Below are 15,568 nucleotides of genomic sequence, written 5' to 3'. Positions count from 1 at the left end.
ATGCCGTATCCATTCCCTTGCATATTTTTATACTAAAATCAAGGTGACATCGACGTTCCCGCGAGTTGCTTTTGAATATGGGCAGGTCATGTGAGCTTTTTTGGCAAAGTCTTCGGCTTCTTCCCTGCTTAGGTCCGGGATCGAAACATCCAACCTTACAGCCAATTTAAAACCACCGTCTTCCTCATCTTTACCGATCGTGACATTTGCCGTAACGGAAGTATCGACTTTTTTCTTTTCTTTTTGCAGAACAAGATTCAAGGCACTATCAAAACATGCGGCATAGCCGGCTGCAAATAGCTGTTCAGGATTTGTAGCGCGCTCACCGGAACCACCTAATTCCTTCGGTGACCTCACATCGAAATCCAGAATCCCGTCCTCTGATTTTACATGTCCCTCACGACCACCGTGTACGGTAACTGTAGCTGTATATAATGGTTTCAATGAAAACAACTCCTTTGTTCATTCTTATTATCTTTAGTTCCCTAATGTAAGTCGTGTTAAACAAAATGAAAGCAAATGTATGGATGGTATTGTTTGAAATCGGTTTTAAAATGGAAGATATTGTTTTATAATGTACTGTATTAGGAGATGTAATACACCCATTTGCCAGGAGGGGTTGATGATGTTTGAGTTGGATGTCCAAAGTGGAAAGCCGATATATGAGCAATTGATGGATAAGTTTAAGGAACTAATGATCAATGAAGTTTTACAGGAACATAATCAGCTTCCATCCATACGAATATTGGCTCAGGAATTGACCATCAATCCAAATACGATCCAGAAAGCGTACAAGCAGCTTGAATCTGATGGGTTTATATATACATTGCCAGGCAAAGGGAATTTTGTGGCACCTCCTAAATATTTAAAAAACTCATTAAAAGAAGAAAAGATCAGAAACGAGCTCTCAAAGGTACTCGCTGAAGCTCTGTATATCGGAATCGATAAACATGAAATTTATAGATTAATAAAGGAAATCAGCCCATTGGCAATGGGGGGAGAATCATGATTGAATTAAAACAGGTGAGTAAATTATATGAAGGAAAAGAAGCGATCAAAAACGTCACCTTAGTCATACAAAAAGGCTCCATATTCGGGTTATTAGGTTCAAATGGGGCGGGGAAAACGACTTTATTAAAAATGCTTTCAGGCAATCTGATACAGGACGCAGGTGAAGTTCTTATTGATCGATCATATGTGTTTGAAAACCGTGTAGTGAAAAATCGTTGTTTCTTCCTTCCTGATACACCTTATTTTCTGGCTAACTATACGATCATGCAAATGGCAGGTTTTTATAGTCATATTTATAGTGAGTGGAATCAAGAACGTTTCTATCAATTACAGGAAATATTCCAGATCCCCATCCAATCTAAAATACATAAACTATCGAAGGGGATGCAGAGACAGGTTGCTTTTTGGCTCGCACTCTCGACGATGCCGGAAGTTCTCATCCTGGATGAACCGTTTGATGGATTAGATCCGGTCATGCGTAAAAATGTGAGACAGTTGTTGATTCAGGATGTCTCGGAAAGGGATATGACGATTTTACTATCGTCCCATAATCTCCGGGAAATTGAAGATTTAGCCGATCATGTAGGGATTTTACACAAGGGTGAGCTTGTTATCAAGAAGGATTTGGATGACTTAAAAGCCGATGTACATAAAGTGCAAATTGCCTTCAAACATAAAATTCCCCACGGATTATATCGCGGAATTCAAATTCTTAACAAGGAAAGACGCGGCAGCGTGATCGTTTGCATCGTTAAAGGTAAAGAATCCATGATTAAATCGCACTTTAATCAGTTTCAGCCAGAAATATTAGATATTCTCCCACTTACTCTGGAGGAGATATTCATTTATGAAATGGGGGATATCGGTTATGTCATCCAGAATAACCTGGTTTAATAGAGAACTGATTATCTATATTTTCAGAACTACTGGCTGGATTGGCTTCCTGTCTCTCGTAGGCCTCATATTTGCTCTGCCTTTGAAAATGTTAGCGATTATCTTGAATGAGAATAATGATTATGTGGAATTCGAAAACCTTTTTTCCTGTCAGCAGATGATACAGTTTGTCTTGGTCATCGTTATTCCAGTATTACTTGCCATCTTCCTTTTTCGGTTCTTACAAATGAAACAAGCTTCAGACTTTATTCATAGTTTACCGATTACTAGACGCAGCATCTACGTTCATATGATTGGGACGGGAATTGGCTTCATGGGTTTGCCGATTTTACTTACAGGTTCAATATTGATATTATTTCACTCGGCAATTGATATAGAAAGGCTATATACCATGACGGATATATGGTCTTGGATGGGGACTACATTCATTTTGGAAACTTTGATCTTTTCTGTTGCCGTTCTTGTTGGAATGGTGACGGGATTATCAGCATTTCAAGGATTGCTGACCTATATTTTTCTTGCTTTGCCGGTGGGGCTGTTTGTTTTGTTTGCAGCCAATGTGAAGTTTTTGATAGCAGGATTTTCTGCAGATTATTATCTAAGTGCCAATATGAATGGCATCTCCCCCTTATTAGCAGCAACGGAGATGGATAAAATCACTTTCTTCTCTATCAATACATTAATTTATAGTATATTAACCTTTCTATTTCTGATCTGCTCTCTTTTTCTCTATGAGAGGAGAAAGCTGGAGCATGTGTCGCAGGCATTTGTTTACCCGAAGATTAAGCCATTATTTAAATTCGGCCTGACATTATGCATGATGCTGTTTACTGGGCTTTATTTTAGCGAAACGACAGGTGAACCTGGGTGGATTTTCTTCGGATATGCTGTCGGTTCTTTGCTTGGATATTATTTAGGGGAAATCGTCCTGCAAAAGACTTGGCGAATACGGGTCAACCTGAAAGGTTATGTAGCATTTATAGTGGCTATCATTGTGCTGGCACTCATTATAAGAATAGATCCCCTTCAGTATAAGGCCAAGATACCTGATGAAAAGATGATTAGCCAAATTTATATTGGCGATTCTCCTTTATTTTTTGAAGATGATGACACGTCGAAAAAAGCTTTCAATCATCTTAAAGAGAAGGAAAATATAGAAGCGATCAGGTTATTGCATCAGGAAATTATCGATAAGGGTAAAAAGGTTTCCATTGGTGAAGTGAATGATGGACAATCCGTATTTCTGATGTATGAACTCAAGAATGAAAAACGGTTAACAAGAGAGTATCATTTGCAAAATTACGACTCATACATGCCACTGTTGGCGAAAATTTATGAGTCGAATGAATATAAAAAAATGGTTAACGAGTTATTGAATGTATCCGCTGTAGACGTTTCTAAAATCAAGATAACGGCGAGCGGACAAGTGGACAAATCAATAACGATCACGGACGGTCAACAGTTGGAAGCTGCTGTAAAGGCATTGTCGGAGGATCTGAATAATCAATCGTTTACCCAAATGACATCTTCTTTTGGTGATTATGCCTCCATCGAAATTCTTTTGAATAATAACAAAACCATTTATATGAATTGGGACTCTTCATATACTCAGTTTTCAAAATGGATGGAAAGTACCGATCAATATGAAAAAGCGCGGTTAATGGCTGATGATATCTCTTATATCCTGGTTGCGAAAACCGATTCGGAATTTTATCATTCGAAATCTGAAAGTGAACTTGCACAGCAGATTGAACAACAGCCAAATCGCATGAAAATCAAGACGGCTTTGGAAATCGAGACGGCTATTGATAATGCTCAAATCGATTGGGGCGGAGAGTATTCAGCTGCCTTTTATTATAAAGAAAGCAGAGATGTGGATATCAAGAGTTTTTCTGGCGAACATGTTCCAGGCTTCATTTTGGATCATTTTAATGAAAGATAACGTGAATATTTTGCTTTTACATATATACAGGGAAAGGGGCCGCCCAATATGGCGGCCTCCTTTTGCATTGCCTATCAAATATGTTTGTGTATCTATGCTTTAGAGTTTTACGACGTTTTTAGCTTGAGGTCCACGGTTTCCTTCTTCGATCTCAAATTCAACCTCTTGACCTTCATCAAGGCTCTTGAAACCTTCTCCTTGAATGGCGGAAAAATGAACGAAAACATCATCTTCGTTTGGTACTTCGATGAATCCAAATCCTTTGTCACTATTGAACCATTTCACTTTACCTGTTACTGTCATTCGATGAATCCTCCTAAAAAGTTAAAAAATATTAATGGTGATGATTTTACCTGGATGGAAAAATCAATTTCACACATTATCCAGCACCCTCATTCAAGTTAAAGTCATCATTCGAAGATGATTGATAATATGTGAAATCCTAGAAAAAAAGTAATCCACTAACCTCTGGATCAATTTCCAGTTTTTTAGTATATACCCACCTTTATAAAGGATAAAACAAATGGAAGCAAATTATACATTCCCGTTTAGGGAAAATAATTTTAGTAAGGTTTAATAAGGGGAAGCATAACGGTATTGCCGTGCAGGAATTTCCTCGATAGAAATTTGACAGGGTTACCATGTCCAAGAACAGTAGCCTTGATAAGTTGAAATCAGGAAAACTATTTGGCATTAAGTTTTTCACGAAAATAATCGGGTATAGGTATAAGAAAGAAAGGACTGATGAAATGAAGAAATTATTAAAAAAGGCCCTTATTTTTGCTGCTCCCATCATATTCAAGGAAGTAAAAAAACGCTGGAAGAACAAGCGGAATCAAAAAGCGATTAAAACTGCAAGGTAAATGTTAAACGATGAATAAATGAAAGATAACCATATGGATTAAGATAAGGGGCGCTGATTAAGCGTCTTTTGTTTTGCCATCTGAACAAATCCTCTTATGGTGTTTCATTCACCTCTACATCTTTCCTTCATATCGTGTTAAAATAGAAAGGTTGATTGACAAGAATGAGAGTAGCCAAGGCTCATGCCTTATGATATATTTTTTCTTACATATATTGTGTAGGATCAGGATTTTTGCATGCAAAGAAAGGTTGCCATACCAATGTAAAAAATACAGTAAACCTCCTATAAATTTTTTTTGATTACTCCAATAATGAAAGGAACATTTTATGACTACATTAAAAGACGAGGTTCAATCCCGACGGACCTTCGCAATCATCTCTCACCCGGATGCCGGGAAAACGACTTTGACAGAAAAATTATTGCTGTTTGGCGGCGCGATTCGTGATGCCGGAACAGTTAAAGCTAGAAAAACAGGGAAGTATGCAACAAGTGACTGGATGGAGATTGAAAAACAACGGGGAATTTCCGTTACATCTTCAGTGATGCAATTCGAATATGATGATTTCCGTGTCAATATTCTCGATACACCAGGCCACCAAGATTTCAGTGAAGACACATATCGCACACTAATGGCTGTTGATAGCGCCGTGATGATTATCGATTCGGCAAAGGGTATCGAGGATCAGACAGTTAAGTTATTCAAAGTATGCCGGATGAGGGGCATCCCGATTTTCACTTTTATCAATAAAATGGACCGACAAGGTAAAATGCCGCTTGAATTGCTTGCCGAACTCGAAGAGGTATTAGGTATAGAAACATATCCAATGAACTGGCCGATTGGGATGGGAAAAGACTTCGTGGGCATTTACGACAGGTTCAATAATCGGATTGAACAGTTCAAAACCGAAGGGGAAGAGCGTTTCCTTCCGTTGAATGACGAAGGTGAACTTGAAGTGGATCATAAACTTAAGGATTCCCAGCTATATGAGCAAACATTGGAAGAAATTATGCTGTTGACGGAAGCGGGTAACCAATTCTCTGAAGAAAACATTGCGAATGGAAAACTAAGTCCCGTATTTTTCGGAAGTGCTTTAACGACATTCGGTGTTCAGACGTTTTTGGATGCTTATTTGAAATTTGCACCAGCTCCACAAGCTCGGATGACGACGTCTGGCGAAATGGACCCTGTGAGTCATGATTTTTCTGGCTTCATTTTCAAGATCCAAGCGAATATGAACCCAAAACACCGTGACCGGATCGCTTTCCTTCGTATCTGCTCCGGTAAATTCGAGCGTGGAATGAGCGTAAACTTAAGCAGGACAGGGAAACCGATTAACCTGTCTTCTTCTACCCAATTCATGGCTGATGATCGGAACACCGTAAATGAAGCGGTAAGCGGAGATATCATCGGTTTATATGATACCGGTAACTACCAGATTGGAGATACGATCACAACAAGCAAAGACATGTTCCAGTTTGAAAAGCTGCCTCAGTTTACACCGGAACTATTCATGAGGGTAACAGCTAAAAACGTCATGAAACAGAAACATTTCCATAAAGGAATTAACCAACTTGTACAGGAAGGGGCAATACAGCTCTTCAAAACGGTTCGGATGGAAGAATATCTGCTTGGTGCGGTTGGGCAACTTCAATTCGAAGTATTCGAGCATCGAATGAGGAACGAGTACAATGTTGAAGTCGTGATGGAGCGCATGGGCAGTAAGATAACACGTTGGGCTGAAGATGAAAAGCTTGATGAAAACCTTCATAGCTCAAGAAGCATTCTTGTTAAAGACAGGTTCGACAAATATGCATTCTTATTTGAAAATGAGTTTGCACTACGTTGGTTCCAAGATAAAAATCCTGACGTGGAATTATATAATCCAATGGATTTGAAATAATGGAGAAGCCCGTGTTAAGAACACGGGCTTTCAGTTTGTAGACAGAAGGGTTTCGGAATGGTCTCATTCGGAAACCCTTTTGATTTTTTAATGTACTTGAAGCGGTTACACAGAATATTTGACCTCTTCGATATTTAGATCATATTTCCCTCTCGCGAAGTCCAGTTTGACCATCTTTTTCCGTAAAGAAAGGCTACATGATCCTGATCCATCATGATGAGAAAAAACTGTTCATTAGTTAACGAAGAACGATGGGACAACCAAGGGCTTTCAATTAGCCCAGATAATGATTGAATCACATAAAAGTCTTTTTAGAGAAATATCATTGGAAAAATCAACATATACCAAATTATTCCTTTGACAATCTCCTTAAACTCCTTTATATTTAGCTAGTACTTTAGTACTTAAAAGCGTTTCAGTAATTATGAGGGGTGAAAAGGTCCGATCCTTACCTCAGAGAATATACAACATGAAAGCGGGGAAATACATTATGCGTCTTGAAGATGCAAAGCTGAAACTTTCCTTACCTGAAGCAATTGGGGTTTTGGCCGTTCTATTCTTTATTATTGCAACTGGTATCATACATTATGGACTTGCCCCCCATATTCCAATTATAGCAGCAATCCTATTTCTATTTGTCTATGGAAAGATCAAGAAGCTGCCATTTTCAATTATGGAGTCAGCTATGGTCAAAGGTGCAGTTTCTGGTATGGGGGCCATCTATATATTCTTTTTCATTGGAATGCTGATTTCCATCTGGATGGCAAGCGGGACGATCCCTACCATCATGTACTATGGGTTTGACTGGATTTCTGGTGAATATTTCTATGCGATCACATTTCTGGTGTGTTCGCTAATAGGGCTCTGCATCGGGAGTTCACTTACAACATCAGCCACAATCGGCGTTGCTTTAATAGGCATGGCGGCTGCGATGGATTTATCGTTGGCGATCACAGCCGGTGCAATCATTTCCGGTGCATTTCTTGGGGATAAAATGTCTCCATTATCCGACTCGACCAACCTTGCATCGGGAACGGTTGGAGCATCATTATTTGAACATATTAATAATATGCTTTGGACAACGATTCCAGGTTTTTTAATATCACTTATCAGCTTTTACTTCCTTTCACCGAATGTCAAAGTGGCTCGTGTTGAGGAAATCGAAGCCATGACCAAAGCCCTGGAAATGGAGACGAATATAAGCATATGGAGTTTGATTCCGTTTGTCATCGTTCTAGTCATGGCTTTGAAAAAGGTGTCGGCGATTCCGACATTGTCAGCAGGAATCATTTCGGCGGCCGTGGTTGCTTTCATACAAACGCCAAGCTTGACCGTTGCAAAACTAGCGGATATCTTATACGGGGGTTTTGTACTGAAGAGTGGAATGGATCAACTTGACTCAATCCTATCGCGGGGCGGCATTGAAAGTATGATGTTCTCCGTTTCGATGGTGTTGTTGGCATTGGCGATGGGCGGACTATTGTTCGAATTGGGGGTCATCCCTTCTATTTTAAAAGCGGTCCAGAATTCATTGACGAGTGTAGCGAAAGTGATTTCCGCTACTGTATTTGCAGGAATCAGCGTGAATTTCCTGGTGGGTGAACAGTATTTGTCAGTTATACTGCCTGGGAAGGCCTTTCAGCAGAAATATGAAGATTTAGGCTTGCAGCCCAAAACGCTTGCGAGGGTACTTGAAGATGCGGGAACAGTTGTGAATCCTCTGGTTCCTTGGGGTGTCTGCGGTGTATTCCTGACACAGGTATTGGGTGTTTCAACCCTTGAATATGCCCCATTTGCATTCTTCTGCTTACTTTGTCCTTTGCTCAGTCTGATTTCTGGCTTTACGAAAATCGGTATCCATTATAAATGAAAAAAAACAGGCGGTCGGTTTCGACTGCCTGTTTTTTTTTATATGAACTTCAATAGGGAAAACCCCCTGACATGAACAGAAATGTCAGGGGGTATAGGACTTTACGTTTATTTTGAAGACGCAATCTCATCCTTTGGGATGGACACGACCTTTTCTTTCTGTTCAAGTAAGTTCATTCGCATGACGACATTTTGGAATATGCCCATTGAAAGCATGAGCAGCAGTAAGGAAGATCCTCCATAACTGATGAATGGAAGGGTGATCCCTGTAATTGGGATAAGTCCAGTCACTCCGCCTACGTTAATGCCAACTTGAATGCCGATCATGGATGAGATGCCGATCAATAAAAGACTTCCAAAAGGATCTTTGCATTTTGCGGAAAGCACATATCCCCTTAGGACGATAAAACCTAGTGTCAATAGAACGAACCCTACTCCGAATATCCCGAGTTCTTCTGCAATGACGGCCATGATGAAATCAGTATGTGATTCAGGCAGGTATCCGTATTTTTGTACACTGTCACCAAGTCCCACTCCAGTAAGGCCACCGGATCCTATCGCGAATAATGAATTGACGAGTTGATACCCGCTTTCTCCTGCCGTTCCAAATGGATCGGCAAACCCCGTAAAACGAGACACCTTATTTTGAGAGAAGACGGATGAGAAATTACCTGTCACGAGTACTCCTAATGCGAATATCGCAACGAATATCGCAGTGATCAATGAAAGTTTGAATATGCTCTTAAAAGACATCCCGGATGAAATGATCATGGTACTTGAAATCAGGAAAATGACCGCTGCCGTACCATAGTCAGGTTGTATCCCGATTAAAAAACAGATGAATACCAGAAAGAAAATCGGGGGGATGACGGCTTTATCAATACTATTGATTCGATCCTGCCTTTTTCCGTAAATGGCTGCCAGATAAATGATCATCGCCAATTTGGAAAATTCCGCGGGTTGAATCGATTTTGTCCCTAACTTGAACCAGCTTGTGGCATTTCCAGCTGTATGGCCGAAGAAAAATAGCATCAAAAGGATACCGGCCATTCCAAACATCATAGACATCAAGAACATTTTGTTTTTGTACATCTTATAAGGAAGAATCATCGTGACGATCATTGCCAGGAATGAAATGAGAAAGGCCGTTTTTTGTTTCTCAAAAAAGAAATCCATGGGCTGACCGTATCGAGCAACAGCAGTAATCATGCTCGAACTGTAAATCATGACTAAACCAAACAAACAGAGTAATACGACAGCGATGAAAATAGGGAAGTCGTATGCTTTAATTATTCTTTTCACTTGTGCGCTCACCTCAAATATGTATGCGCGAAAAAATCGCCTTCTTATATAGTAACGGAAAATCGGTTATATAGATAATAATTTATATTAGATAATATGAATTTATCCTCCATTACCCAATATTAAACACTAAAACCGATAAACTAGTCTCCCGGATTTCCTTTTTGCTTAAGGCCGAATTTGGATTCCTATATATTACCTTCGATGGCAAACGTGAATACTCCTTTTAAAATCAGAAAATTTTTACTATATATTCCATTTCACCGGTGCTATAGAGATTCCTATTCAAGGTTATTGATGACTGGGATGCAGTTCATGGGTTTCACCAAATGAGTTGTAAAACGTGATGTGATGTCGCGGATACTGTAAACGAATTTGTTAAAGGAATTACTCATCTTAAGAGGTATACTTATATTAGCCCCGATTATATTGCAGGGAACAAACAGTGGTTTTATGGAGAGAGGGTTACGGTTGTTAACTTGGTTCCAATCGATTATATTATACAGGCTGCTGCGTCTCTGGCATTATATTAAGAGGGTTCAAGAAAAACCTCGTATGTTCAGTGAAGTTTATGAACTATTTAAGAAAAGTAGTCAGGTGCTCTTATCAAACCATCCTGGGAAATCAAGGCGTGGAATTGAAGCAGCACTTCAGCCGAGAAGTTTTGCTGCATTTCATTGAAGGTATTACTCCTGGGTAGATTTTTATTCAAGGATAAAAATGATATGGAGTACCAATATAAATAAAGTAAAGCAAGGGGAGTAGTTATGGAAGAAATACATGACAAGTTGGAAGTGTTTTCTCCGGCAACAGGTGAGAAGATTTCGGAAATCGTCCCAACGCCATTGAAGTCGATTCCTCATATATATAAGAAATCAAGACATGCGTTCCAATCATGGTCGAACCTTCCCATCAAGGAACGGCTGCACTATTTAAAACGGCTTCGTTTATTGATGGTTGAAAAAATGGATGAAATAGCTGAAGTCGTTTCAAAAGATACGGGAAAAGTGAAAATTGAAGCGCTGGTTGCCGACATCATGCCAACGATTGATGCAATCAAGCATATCGAGAAACATGCCGTGAAGACCCTTTCCGGACAGAAGGTCACCACTCCACTCATGTTAATTGGTAAAAAATCTTATATTCATTATATGCCCCGTGGAACGATTCTCGTCATTTCACCATGGAATTATCCGCTGCAGCTTTCCATGGTACCCATTCTTAATGCTTTAGCAGCGGGAAATACAGTCATCGCCAAGCCATCAGAGGTAACTCCTTTAGTTGGAGTGTGCATCGAAAATCTGTTTCTTGAAGCTGGTTTCCCAGAAGGGACTATACAGTTTGCCCATGGAGGGAAAGAATTGGGTTCGGCATTAACTGAGCAAAAACCAGATTATATATTTTTTACTGGATCTGTAAGGACTGGAAAAATGATTGGTGAGGTCGCAGCAAGACACCTGATCCCTACGACTCTGGAGCTTGGCGGTAAAGATCCGATGATCGTTCTGCGTGATGCTAACTTGGAGCGGGCTGTGAACGGGGCTCTATGGGGAGCTTTCACAAATAGTGGGCAGGTGTGCATGAGTGTTGAAAGGGTTTATGTGGAACGTCCTGTTTATAAGGAGTTCCTCATGCTTCTTAAAGAAAAAACGAAGTCCATGAGGCAGGGAGTGCAATTGAACGATGATATCGGTTCAATGACTTTCCCGGCACAAGTTGATATTGTGGCTGGACACCTGGAGGATGCACTGAATAAGGGGGCCGTTCTTGAAACCGGTACACCTCCGAAAGAGTGGGAAATGGGACAGACCCATTTCATTCCGCCGACAATTCTGTCCAATGTCGATCATTCCATGAAAATCATGAAAGAAGAAACGTTCGGTCCTGTGTTGCCTGTTATACCTTTCGATACGGAGGAAGAAGCGATCTCCCTGGCAAATGAAAGTGAATATGGACTAAATTCCAGCGTTTGGACGATGGATAGGGAAAAAGCAAGCAGGATTGCGACACGGTTAGTAACCGGGGCGGTGACGATCAATGATGTGCTGATAACGGTTGCTAATCATCATTTACCATTTGGCGGTGCCAAACAAAGTGGGGTTGGCCGCTATCATGGCGAGCATGGATTGAAGATTTTCTGCCATGAAAAAGCGATCATGATCGATAAAGGTAAAAACAATACAGAAATACAATGGTATCCATATGAAGGGAAATACACGAGTTTTTTATCGCTGTTTCAGAACTACTTTTCTGCCAAACCTAACTGGATTCGTTTCGGCAAAGAATATTTGCGATTGATTAAATTATCAAAAGGGAATCGAAAATGAAATCCATTTATAAAAAAGATTGTTATTTTCATAACTCGCGCGTATACTATTAATATACTTAATAACTGATTTTCCTTTCAAAGGGGAGTAGCGTTAGGGTTCGCCCTAAAACAAAGTCGTCATTACGTGGATGTTGAACATTCATCGGCTTTGTTGACATGTTTTCATGTTCAGCAAGACCTTTGCCTATATGGCAGAGGTCTTTTTATTTTGCCAATGCCAATAGGAAGGAAATACTAACTATTGGAGGTTGAATGGATGGAAGCATCAATATTATTGGAATATGGCTGGGTCCTTCTTATCTTGGTTGGATTGGAAGGGATACTTGCTGCGGATAATGCAGTCGTCATGGCTGTCATGGTTAAGCATTTGCCAAAAGAACAACAGCGAAAAGCCTTGTTTTATGGTCTGATGGGAGCTTTTGTTTTCCGCTTTGCAAGTTTATTCCTTATTTCCTTTCTTGTCGATGTGTGGCAGGTTCAAGCAATCGGTGCGATTTATTTACTTTTCATTGCTTTTCAGAACATTTATAAAAAATACGCTGGTAAAGGTGAGAAGGAAATCACGAAACCCAAAAAGCAATCGGGCTTCTGGATGACCGTGGTAAAGGTTGAAGCGGCAGATATAGCTTTCGCAATCGATTCCATGTTGGCTGCCGTCGCACTGGCTGTTACACTTCCTGCAACAGGCTGGATGAAAGTCGGCGGTATTGACGGAGGGCAATTCGCTGTCATGTTCCTCGGAGGTTTGATCGGATTGGTCATTATGCGATTTGCAGCAACTGCATTCGTGAAGTTGCTTCATCAGCGTCCTTCACTTGAAATGGCGGCATTTTTGATTGTGGGTTGGGTTGGAGTGAAATTGGCGGTACACACACTCGCACACCCTTCACTGGCTGTCATCGATCATCATTTCCCTGAATCAACTCTTTGGAAATCGATTTTCTGGACTGTATTGATTGGAATTGCAGCAGGTGCATGGATCATCTCAAGCAAAAAAGAAAAAAAAGAAAAAGAAGAGGAAAAAATACAGGGAGCTTAAAAAAACAGGCGTGTTGGGCACGCCTATTTTTTTTGCTTTTTAATGTATTTATGGAGATGACCCTCAAAAGCACAGGTATGTTTACGTATGATATGTTAAAAGATGTGAATATTAAATTCCGGTTATAAAAATGACAATTGTCCCATTGTATTGGACGAAAATCTGGAAAAAGTTAATTTACTGTAATTGCACTGTAATAAACGAGAAAAAACTAAGTATTTTATCATGTTGATATATTATGTGATTTCATTTAAATCGCAAAAATAGTTCTTTTGGTACTGTCTTTTAGACTCCCTCCGCTTAAGATAAGTATGTTGATGCGTATTTTATGTTCAACAGGAGCGAGGTGAGCAAATGCTTGGATTGTTGTTTACAGCATTCAAAAAAAAGCGTTCTTTAGAAGAAACCGTATTGAAAATTCAACAAGGCGATATTAGCCTTCGAAATGATACTATAGAGTCATTCAAACCTTTTATTGCGAAAACCGTCTCGTCGGTTTGCAAACGTTACATATACGAATCGGATGATGAATTCAGTATTGGTATGATTGCTTTTAACGAGGCAATCGATAAATATTCCCCGGAAAAAGGCCGTTCTTTATTGGCATTTGCCGAAACCCTCGTTAAACGAAGGGTTATAGATTATTTAAGAAGCCAATCCAAACAAAAAGAAGTACTATTGGATTTATCACTGAATGATGATAATGATCGAAGCCATATATATATCGATAATGAAAATTCGATCAATGAGTACGAGAAGCAGAAGGAATCGGAAAGAAGAAAAGAAGAAATTCAGCTTTATATTAGCCATCTACAGGATTTTGGTCTGTCATTTGAGGATTTAGTTGAAAACTCTCCCAAACATGCAGATGCAAGGAAGGGAGCTATCATGATCGCTAAATTGTTAATGGAAGATGACGAACTGAAAGAAACACTGTTTGCAAAAAAGCGGCTGCCCGTAAAACAGCTTGAGGGAAAAGTGGAAGTAAGCAGAAAAACGATTGAACGGAACAGAAAATACATCATTGCTGTGGCAATCATAATAAACGGAGATTTTTTGTATTTGAATGATTATATAAAAGGGGCTATCGATGGATGAAAAAAGGAGTTATTCTTTCAGTTAATAAGCGATATGTAACCCTATTGACCCCCGAGGGTGAATTTCTGAAAACCAAAAGGCAGGAACGGGTATATGAAGTGGGCGAGGAAATCACTTTTTCACCTGCTAACCAAAGGTTCACTTTAGCTTTTTCAAATTTTCATTCATCTTTCAAAAAAACGGCCCTGCTAAGCATTGCCTCTACCTTCTTGATACTCTTTTCTATTCTTCCTTCTTATTTTTCCGGTCACGTGTCGGCATATATGACGATAGATGTGAATCCAAGCATTGAATTGGAGCTTGACGATGATTTAGAAGTTCTCAAACTTACCGGTTTAAATGAAGACGGCAAGCTTGTGATTGATCATCTGAAGGACTGGAAAGGCAAGAATATAAAGACTGTTACAAATCGGATCGTTGAAACGACGAAGCAACTTGGATATATGAAAGGAAATAAACAAATAGTCGTTTCCACAACGTTATTGGAAAAAAATAAAGAACTGGATAAGCATTTAAAAAAAGAAATAAAAGAAATATCTGAGCAGGATAATGTTTCTGATACAAGAATGAAAGTGATCCAGGCAACAAAAAGCGATCGGAAGCAAGCAAGGGAACAAGGCATATCCACGGGTAGATATCTCGAAAAGAAGTTGAATGAAGATAAAGGAAAGGTAAAAGTCAATAAGAGGGAGTCTGCTCCAGCACCGGATAAAAAAATAGAGGAAAAAGTTGTTATTCCGAAAGAGAAGGGCGTAACGCTGGGTACGGAAAACAAATCGGATGGGGAAAAGAAAAAAGAGAATGATGCAATTGAAATAAAGAAAAAGCCAGCCAATGAAGCCAAACCGACTGAAAGAAAAGAACCGGGAACGCAATTTACCAAAATTAAGGAACAAACCGAACAGGTAGATACAATTGGAAAACGGAATGCCATAAATGTATACAAGGAAAAAAGCAACAAGTCAAAAGGAAAATCGGATAGCGATCACAGCAACCAATCAAAGAACAAGCAGAAAAATGATAAGAGTAATAAAAAGTTCGATGTGAAAAAAGTTCCATCAGCCAAAGAAAAGAATAATAACGATCAAAAAAAGCACGACAGGCATGATAATCAGGACAAGCAGATTAACCAGGACAAGCAGAAAAACCAGGGCAAGCAGAATAACCAGGTTAGGCAGGATACACATGGTAAGCAATATAACCACCATGATAAGCAGCAAAATAAACAAGATAAGAATGATTGGGACAAGTCGAAATGGGGTAAAGGCAATAATGGAAACGGAAATGGACATAATGAATAAAAAGAGTCCAGCATACA

13 protein-coding genes are annotated in these 15,568 nt (G+C 39.6%); 10 read left to right on the top strand and 3 right to left on the bottom strand.

Annotation, left to right across the window (positions count from 1 at the left end):
* Positions 1–27: 27 nt before the first annotated feature.
* Positions 28–444 (bottom strand): organic hydroperoxide resistance protein, encoded by a 417-nt coding sequence (locus ACQKFG_RS01775; protein ID WP_076366919.1) that lies wholly within the window; start codon positions 442–444, stop codon positions 28–30.
* Positions 445–625: 181 nt separating this feature from the next.
* Between ACQKFG_RS01775 and ACQKFG_RS01770 the strand changes: the two genes are divergently transcribed.
* From ACQKFG_RS01770 to ACQKFG_RS01760, 3 genes are read left to right on the top strand one after another with little or no spacing between them, the layout of a single operon-like run.
* A complete protein-coding gene (locus tag ACQKFG_RS01770) occupies positions 626–1,009 on the top strand; it encodes a GntR family transcriptional regulator (protein ID WP_427555737.1) in 384 nt (127 codons plus the stop codon).
* Positions 1,006–1,905, top strand: coding sequence for an ABC transporter ATP-binding protein (locus ACQKFG_RS01765; protein WP_427555734.1), 900 nt, complete (start codon positions 1,006–1,008; stop codon positions 1,903–1,905). The genes ACQKFG_RS01770 and ACQKFG_RS01765 overlap by 4 nt, the downstream gene beginning before the upstream one ends.
* Positions 1,880–3,847 carry a DUF6449 domain-containing protein gene (locus ACQKFG_RS01760; RefSeq protein ID WP_427555731.1) on the top strand — a complete coding sequence of 656 codons (1,968 nt, stop codon included), beginning with the start codon at positions 1,880–1,882 and terminating at the stop codon, positions 3,845–3,847. Before ACQKFG_RS01765 ends, ACQKFG_RS01760 begins: the two co-directional genes overlap by 26 nt.
* 99 nt (positions 3,848–3,946) lie before the next feature.
* On the opposite strand, the gene ACQKFG_RS01755 is transcribed toward ACQKFG_RS01760, so the two are convergent.
* On the bottom strand, positions 3,947–4,150 hold the full coding sequence (locus ACQKFG_RS01755) for a cold-shock protein (RefSeq protein ID WP_061462203.1): 204 nt from the start codon (positions 4,148–4,150) through the stop codon (positions 3,947–3,949).
* Positions 4,151–4,488: 338 nt separating this feature from the next.
* On the opposite strand from ACQKFG_RS01755, the gene ACQKFG_RS01750 reads away from it, so the two are divergent.
* From ACQKFG_RS01750 to nhaC, 3 genes are all read left to right on the top strand, one after another.
* The gene (locus ACQKFG_RS01750; RefSeq protein WP_427555727.1) at positions 4,489–4,710 is read left to right on the top strand and encodes a hypothetical protein; all 222 of its coding nucleotides are present in this window, start codon (positions 4,489–4,491) and stop codon (positions 4,708–4,710) included.
* A 328-nt stretch (positions 4,711–5,038) separates the two neighbouring features.
* Entirely contained in the window at positions 5,039–6,613 is a 1,575-nt protein-coding gene (locus ACQKFG_RS01745; protein ID WP_192203821.1) for a peptide chain release factor 3, read from the top strand.
* A gap of 490 nt (positions 6,614–7,103) precedes the next feature.
* Positions 7,104–8,483, top strand: coding sequence for a Na+/H+ antiporter NhaC (gene nhaC, locus ACQKFG_RS01740; RefSeq protein ID WP_427555723.1), 1,380 nt, complete (start codon positions 7,104–7,106; stop codon positions 8,481–8,483).
* Between the two features lie 107 nt (positions 8,484–8,590).
* Here the strand turns inward: nhaC and ACQKFG_RS01735 are convergent, their stop codons facing one another.
* Positions 8,591–9,784: an FtsW/RodA/SpoVE family cell cycle protein gene (locus tag ACQKFG_RS01735; protein WP_427555720.1), complete on the bottom strand. Its 1,194-nt coding sequence runs from the start codon at positions 9,782–9,784 to the stop codon at positions 8,591–8,593.
* Positions 9,785–10,551: 767 nt separating this feature from the next.
* Between ACQKFG_RS01735 and ACQKFG_RS01730 the strand changes: the two genes are divergently transcribed.
* The 4 genes from ACQKFG_RS01730 to ACQKFG_RS01715 all read left to right on the top strand — a co-directional run bounded on the left by ACQKFG_RS01730 (position 10,552) and on the right by ACQKFG_RS01715 (position 15,551).
* Entirely contained in the window at positions 10,552–12,111 is a 1,560-nt protein-coding gene (locus tag ACQKFG_RS01730; RefSeq protein ID WP_427555717.1) for an aldehyde dehydrogenase family protein, read from the top strand.
* Between the two features lie 258 nt (positions 12,112–12,369).
* Positions 12,370–13,152, top strand: coding sequence for a TerC family protein (locus tag ACQKFG_RS01725; RefSeq protein WP_192203824.1), 783 nt, complete (start codon positions 12,370–12,372; stop codon positions 13,150–13,152).
* Positions 13,153–13,506: 354 nt separating this feature from the next.
* Complete coding sequence (sigI, locus tag ACQKFG_RS01720; protein ID WP_192203825.1) at positions 13,507–14,250, top strand: RNA polymerase sigma factor SigI; 744 nt, start codon at positions 13,507–13,509, stop codon at positions 14,248–14,250.
* Positions 14,247–15,551, top strand: coding sequence for an anti-sigma factor domain-containing protein (locus tag ACQKFG_RS01715; RefSeq protein ID WP_427555713.1), 1,305 nt, complete (start codon positions 14,247–14,249; stop codon positions 15,549–15,551). The genes sigI and ACQKFG_RS01715 overlap by 4 nt, the downstream gene beginning before the upstream one ends.
* Positions 15,552–15,568: the final 17 nt, after the last annotated feature.

The organism is Peribacillus sp. NPDC076916 (assembly GCF_050269675.1).
Classification (GTDB): domain Bacteria; phylum Bacillota; class Bacilli; order Bacillales; family DSM-1321; genus Peribacillus; species Peribacillus aracenensis.
Note: the sequence above shows the minus strand (reverse complement) of the source record. Positions and strands in the feature narration are given on the sequence as shown.

Coding starts and splice junctions, on each gene's coding strand:
- ACQKFG_RS01725 (WP_192203824.1), top strand. CDS start 12,370: ATGGAAGCATCAATATTATTGGAATATGGCTGGGTCCTTCTTATCTTG.
- ACQKFG_RS01715 (WP_427555713.1), top strand. CDS start 14,247: ATGAAAAAAGGAGTTATTCTTTCAGTTAATAAGCGATATGTAACCCTA.
- ACQKFG_RS01770 (WP_427555737.1), top strand. CDS start 626: ATGTTTGAGTTGGATGTCCAAAGTGGAAAGCCGATATATGAGCAATTG.
- nhaC (WP_427555723.1), top strand. CDS start 7,104: ATGCGTCTTGAAGATGCAAAGCTGAAACTTTCCTTACCTGAAGCAATT.
- ACQKFG_RS01755 (WP_061462203.1), bottom strand. CDS start 4,150: ATGACAGTAACAGGTAAAGTGAAATGGTTCAATAGTGACAAAGGATTT.
- ACQKFG_RS01765 (WP_427555734.1), top strand. CDS start 1,006: ATGATTGAATTAAAACAGGTGAGTAAATTATATGAAGGAAAAGAAGCG.
- ACQKFG_RS01730 (WP_427555717.1), top strand. CDS start 10,552: ATGGAAGAAATACATGACAAGTTGGAAGTGTTTTCTCCGGCAACAGGT.
- ACQKFG_RS01760 (WP_427555731.1), top strand. CDS start 1,880: ATGTCATCCAGAATAACCTGGTTTAATAGAGAACTGATTATCTATATT.
- sigI (WP_192203825.1), top strand. CDS start 13,507: ATGCTTGGATTGTTGTTTACAGCATTCAAAAAAAAGCGTTCTTTAGAA.
- ACQKFG_RS01745 (WP_192203821.1), top strand. CDS start 5,039: ATGACTACATTAAAAGACGAGGTTCAATCCCGACGGACCTTCGCAATC.
- ACQKFG_RS01750 (WP_427555727.1), top strand. CDS start 4,489: ATGTCCAAGAACAGTAGCCTTGATAAGTTGAAATCAGGAAAACTATTT.